The 4,675-nt window shown below is 34.1% G+C and carries 5 protein-coding genes and 1 pseudogene; 3 read left to right on the top strand and 3 right to left on the bottom strand.

What is annotated here, in order from left to right; translation table 11 throughout:
* Positions 1–249 precede the first annotated feature (249 nt).
* The 3 genes from GSY74_RS02325 (at position 250) to GSY74_RS02315 (ending at position 2,432) form a co-directional block, all read left to right on the top strand.
* Complete coding sequence (locus tag GSY74_RS02325) at positions 250–456, top strand: YgaP-like transmembrane domain (protein ID WP_164663505.1); 207 nt, start codon at positions 250–252, stop codon at positions 454–456.
* Positions 456–1,451, top strand: a complete 996-nt coding sequence (gene purM / locus GSY74_RS02320; RefSeq protein WP_164663504.1) for a phosphoribosylformylglycinamidine cyclo-ligase — start codon at positions 456–458, stop codon at positions 1,449–1,451. The genes GSY74_RS02325 and purM overlap by 1 nt, the downstream gene beginning before the upstream one ends.
* An 84-nt stretch (positions 1,452–1,535) precedes the next feature.
* Complete coding sequence (locus GSY74_RS02315; protein WP_164663503.1) at positions 1,536–2,432, top strand: LysR family transcriptional regulator; 897 nt, start codon at positions 1,536–1,538, stop codon at positions 2,430–2,432.
* On the opposite strand, the gene mobA is transcribed toward GSY74_RS02315, so the two are convergent.
* From mobA to GSY74_RS02300, 3 genes and pseudogenes are all read right to left on the bottom strand, one after another.
* Entirely contained in the window at positions 2,398–2,991 is a 594-nt protein-coding gene (mobA, locus tag GSY74_RS02310; protein WP_164663502.1) for a molybdenum cofactor guanylyltransferase MobA, read from the bottom strand. The two genes, GSY74_RS02315 and mobA, sit on opposite strands and share 35 nt — an antisense overlap.
* Positions 2,984–4,177: a GIY-YIG nuclease family protein gene (locus GSY74_RS02305; RefSeq protein ID WP_164663501.1), complete on the bottom strand. Its 1,194-nt coding sequence runs from the start codon at positions 4,175–4,177 to the stop codon at positions 2,984–2,986. Before GSY74_RS02305 ends, mobA begins: the two co-directional genes overlap by 8 nt.
* Positions 4,170–4,675, bottom strand: a pseudogene (locus tag GSY74_RS02300) (ATP-dependent helicase); the annotation flags it as partial. The pseudogene GSY74_RS02300 and the gene GSY74_RS02305, both read right to left, overlap by 8 nt.

The following is a 4,675-nucleotide window of genomic DNA, read 5'->3' as shown; positions in this document are numbered from 1 at the left end:
TAAATCATCCTTCAAATAATAGAAATTTTTTTTAATTAAAAAAAACATTTTATCATTTTTAATGTTTTATAATAATCTATTATGTATTTTAATATTTTTATTTTAGTAAACTAAAAAATAAAATATTTAACTTAATTAGGAAATTATTCTTATTCCAAAAGGTCTATTCATTGCCAACCAAGACAAATTAAGTCACAAACTAAACAGTTAGTTTTAGATATAATATCGCAAAAAATTTTGGAGGGTATTATGTGTGTTGAGAAACTACAAAAAATTCTTTTAGCTATGGCACTGGGCATTGTGATGATGTTGGCAGCTATTGGTTCACTAAAGGCTGCGTTTATACTGCATGTAGGCATTATGATTATGTTGATTTTTTCTGGATTTACAGGGTTTTGTTATATTACCAAAGTACTCAGTGCTGCCTTTCCATCATGTAACGAGGATAAAAATTAATGGCAAACATCTCTTATAAAGACGCTGGTGTAGATATAGATGCGGGTAACAGTTTTGTAGAGGCGATTAAAGATGATGTAAAATCAACTTTTGACTCTAATGTAATTGGAGGAATTGGGTCATTTGCAGGGGCTTATGCACTTCCTACAGGATACAAAGAGCCTGTGATTCTATCTGCTACTGATGGGGTTGGAACTAAACTAAAACTTGCAATTGAGAGTAACAGATTTGACACTGTGGGTATAGACTTGGTAGCGATGTGTGTCAATGACCTTATCTGTAACTTTGGTACTCCTATGTTCTTCTTGGATTACTATGCAACAGGAAAACTTGTGCCTAAAAATGCACAGGCTGTTGTAGCAGGAATCGCAGAGGGTTGTCGCCGTTCTGAGTGCTCTTTGGTGGGTGGAGAGACTGCTGAGATGCCTGGGATGTACTCAGATGATGATTTTGATTTGGCAGGATTTGCTGTGGGTATAGCAGAGAGAAGTGAGCTTGATACTTTGGCAAATGTGAAAGAGGGGCAGATAATTATTGCACTTCCAAGCTCTGGTGTTCACTCTAATGGTTATTCACTTGTCAGAAAGCTTTTCTTTGATAAGTTGGGGATGAGCTTAGATGATGATTTTAATGGTAAACCTCTAATAGAAACACTTCTTACACCTACAAGAATCTATGTCAAAGAGTTTAAAACCAATCGAAATAAAATTAAAGCTCTTGCACACATTACAGGTGGTGGAATAGTTGAAAATCTACCAAGAGTACTCCCTGATGGAATGAGAGCAAAAATTAATAGAGAGAGCATTAGGATTCTTCCTATCTTTGAGTTTATGGCTAAACATGTTGATGAGGAGGAGATGTTCAGAACCTTTAATATGGGTGTTGGGATGATTCTTGTTGTGAATGCAGATGATGTAGAGAGTGTTTGTGCCAATACGGATGGATATGTGATTGGAGAGATGATTAAAGGTGAAAAAGGTGTGGAGTTAGTTTAATTTATACAGTTTTTTTGATGATTTTCTTCAAAATAAGATATTTTTCTGATATAATACTATTAAAATAGATTATGGAAATAAATCATGAAATTAACGCTACGCCAAATGGAAATCTTTCTAAATGTTGTTCGAGAAGGACATCTTACCAATGTTGCAAAAAAAATGGGTCTAAGCCAGTCGGCTATCTCTATGTCTATTAAAGAGCTTGAGAATATACTAGGTAATCCTCTTTTTGATAGAATCAATAAAAAACTTATACTCAATGAGATGGGTAGAGCTTTTGATAAAGAGATCTCTCCGATTGTCAAAAAGTTAAATGATATTGAGTATGAGTTTAAAAATACCGTCAATAAAGGGATGGTAAGAGTAGGTGCAAGTACCACAATAGTAGACTATCTAATGCCACCTATAATATGTAGCTACATGAATAACTATCCTGATGTAAAGGTAGGACTCAAAGAGGGGAACACCAAACGCATAGTAGAGCTGTTAAAAGGTGGGGAGATAGATGTTGGGTTTATAGAGGGTTTGGTTAATGATCCAGATATAATCAAAGAGATTATTGGGGTTGATGAACTCGTTGTTGTGACTACAGATACCTCTCTGAACAAGGAGTTATTTATTGATACTATACAAGATAGAAAGTGGGTTCTAAGAGAAGAGGGTTCTGGTACTCGTGATGTCTTTTTGGATTATGTAAAAGATAAAGTTGACCATATCAATATCTTTTTGGAGTTGGGTCATACAGAGTCGATAAAATCACTTCTAATAAACCATCAATGTCTAACTTGTATATCAAAAATTGCGGTAAGAAATGAGATTGAAAACCATAAACTTATCAGAGTACCACTAAAGAACTTTGTGTGTAAACGAAATTTTTTGATGATTTATCATAAAGATAAGTATCATAGTGAACTCTTTGAGAAGTTTATCTATTTTACTAAAACTATGATTGGAGAGATGTTAGAAGAGGTGAATTAATCGCTTTTTGATACTCTTCTGGATGATTTAAATTCATAAAATTTTCATCTCTATCGAACTCTACAATTTGAGTCTCTACACTAGAGAGTAGAGCTTGTAACCTGTGATTATTCTCCTCTAAAAGCTCTTTGGCTTTAGAAAGTATAGTTCGTCTATAGATAGCACAGAGAGGCTCTACTCCAAAAGATGACTTAGCAACGATAACATCTTTTGAAGATATAGAGTTTTCATATAACTTCTCTATAGTCTCTATATCTATAAATGGAGCATCAACACTCAAAATAAAAATCTCCTCAATATCAAGACTTTCAAAAATAGAGACAATCCCTACAAGAGGTGATGACTCCTCATAACAATCCTCTATTACACTACAATCAAAATCAAACTTATTAGATTTAGCAGAGATATAAACTTTATCAAATATTTCAGAAAGTTTCACATATTGATACTCGGCAAGAGTAGAGTAGCCACCAAATGGGAGCAGAGCCTTATCTTGCCCCATTCGTGAGCTTTTTCCTCCTGCAAAAATTATGGCAGAACCAAATTGTTTATTATTCATTTATAATAGTCTCACTCTCTACATCATAACTATAATCAATAATCTTATTACTAATAAGTAGTCTAATAGCTTCTTCAATAACATCAATCGGAGCTATAAACCACTCTCTTGGACTATGTCGTTTTGCCTCATTATCAAAAATCTCTATATTCAAACATGCTTTTCCAAAAAACTTATGAAGCAGTTGTTCTAATTTTTGACTGTTCATATTAAAACATTGATAAATATCCACAATAGCAACATCTGCCATCAAATAAGTTGGTTCATTTCTAGCATTTTTAATCCTCTCTTTGACATCCCCTTTTGAAAACCCTATCTTATAGAGATTTCTCTTGGTAGCAATCCTATCATCACTACTTAAAGATTTCAAAACATAAATATATCCACTCTGCTTGTCATCATCTGTTATACTATATAGTCCACCCAGTTTGCTCTCATCATATTCGGTAACCCTTTTACCATCTTTGTAGAGTTCAGCAGAGAGTGAACGAAGTAACATATCGGACTCTGTACCATTTTCAAATATTAATCGTAGTCTTGCATTTGTTTTACCCTTTACTTTCTGACTCTCTCCCACACTTGCTACAAATAGTAAAATACCTTTTAATACAAAATAGTACCCCTCTCTTATCTGCTGTTCATTTTGAAATTTAATTAATCTCCTTTTGCCTATTTTCAAATCAACTTGACACTTTTTAAAAAGCTCTTCAAATTTATCAAAATTTTTACATCGTTTTCTTGATGCAACATAGTCAGGCATGGTTGTTGTTTTAGGTACATTTTTAAGTGTAAATATATCCTCTGTATTATCACTCAAAAGCCCTAAAATATCATCATTCAAAATATCATCAATGGACATTGGAATCGGAGGCTTTAGCCCCGAATAGTACGAGGCTAAAGCCATCGCTTCCAAGATTTGCAACAGATTAAACCTATCATATTTTTGAAGTGCTTCTACTTTTTGACCATCTTCTCGTATCCCTTGTAGTCGTGCATACAATCCTCGTTCAGTCATATCAAGTGAACGCTTTGGTTCATGACCATTCTTCTCTACAAAAAGATTTATCTCTTCAAATGATGCAAGAAGCCTATCATTAGCAGTCACTACAGGATTTTTAGCCTTTGCTTCACTAAGCAACCCCAAAGGGTCTTCATTCAAAATATCATCAAGTGAAAACTTAGCCATTTTTTCGCTCTCGTCTTAAATTATTTAAAAATATCAAAGCCTCTGCCATTCGCTTCTCTAAAGCATCAAGTGCATTTATATCAGGAAGTCTATGTCGCTCCTGTTTGAACTTGGCAATCTTTGGATAGAGTATCAAAGCCTCCTCTTGTGTCATAGTGATTCGTGTGAACTCTATGGACTCTTGAATCAGCTTTAAAACCCCAGTAGTTACAGACTTAGATAAAATTTCAAAGGCTTTTTGAAAAGGGTTAATAGTATCTATCAAGTCGATGTGCAACTCATCTATATTCACAAATTTATCTGCCATCTTGATAAACTTCTTATCCCCCTCCTCTTTTATCTCTCCATTTTTAACCACCGAATCGACCACTACAAATTGTCGTAGTGACTCCACCTCTTCATCATCAAGTTCAGGATATTTTATTTTTATAATTTTAGGTATCAGCACTTGGTTAATCACCTCTGCATCGACATTTCCTGGCATTGCCTTTAACATAT

Origin of the sequence: Sulfurovum sp. bin170 (genome assembly GCF_010892395.1) — a bacterium.
In the GTDB taxonomy this organism is placed as follows: domain Bacteria; phylum Campylobacterota; class Campylobacteria; order Campylobacterales; family Sulfurovaceae; genus UBA1140.
This window is presented reverse-complemented; position numbering and strand designations above follow the sequence as displayed.

Bases quoted from the DNA above. Each gene is read 5' to 3' on its own strand.
- GSY74_RS02325 (WP_164663505.1), top strand. From the start codon at position 250: ATGTGTGTTGAGAAACTACAAAAAATTCTTTTAGCTATGGCACTGGGC.
- purM (WP_164663504.1), top strand. From the start codon at position 456: ATGGCAAACATCTCTTATAAAGACGCTGGTGTAGATATAGATGCGGGT.
- GSY74_RS02315 (WP_164663503.1), top strand. From the start codon at position 1,536: ATGAAATTAACGCTACGCCAAATGGAAATCTTTCTAAATGTTGTTCGA.
- mobA (WP_164663502.1), bottom strand. From the start codon at position 2,991: ATGAATAATAAACAATTTGGTTCTGCCATAATTTTTGCAGGAGGAAAA.
- GSY74_RS02305 (WP_164663501.1), bottom strand. From the start codon at position 4,177: ATGGCTAAGTTTTCACTTGATGATATTTTGAATGAAGACCCTTTGGGG.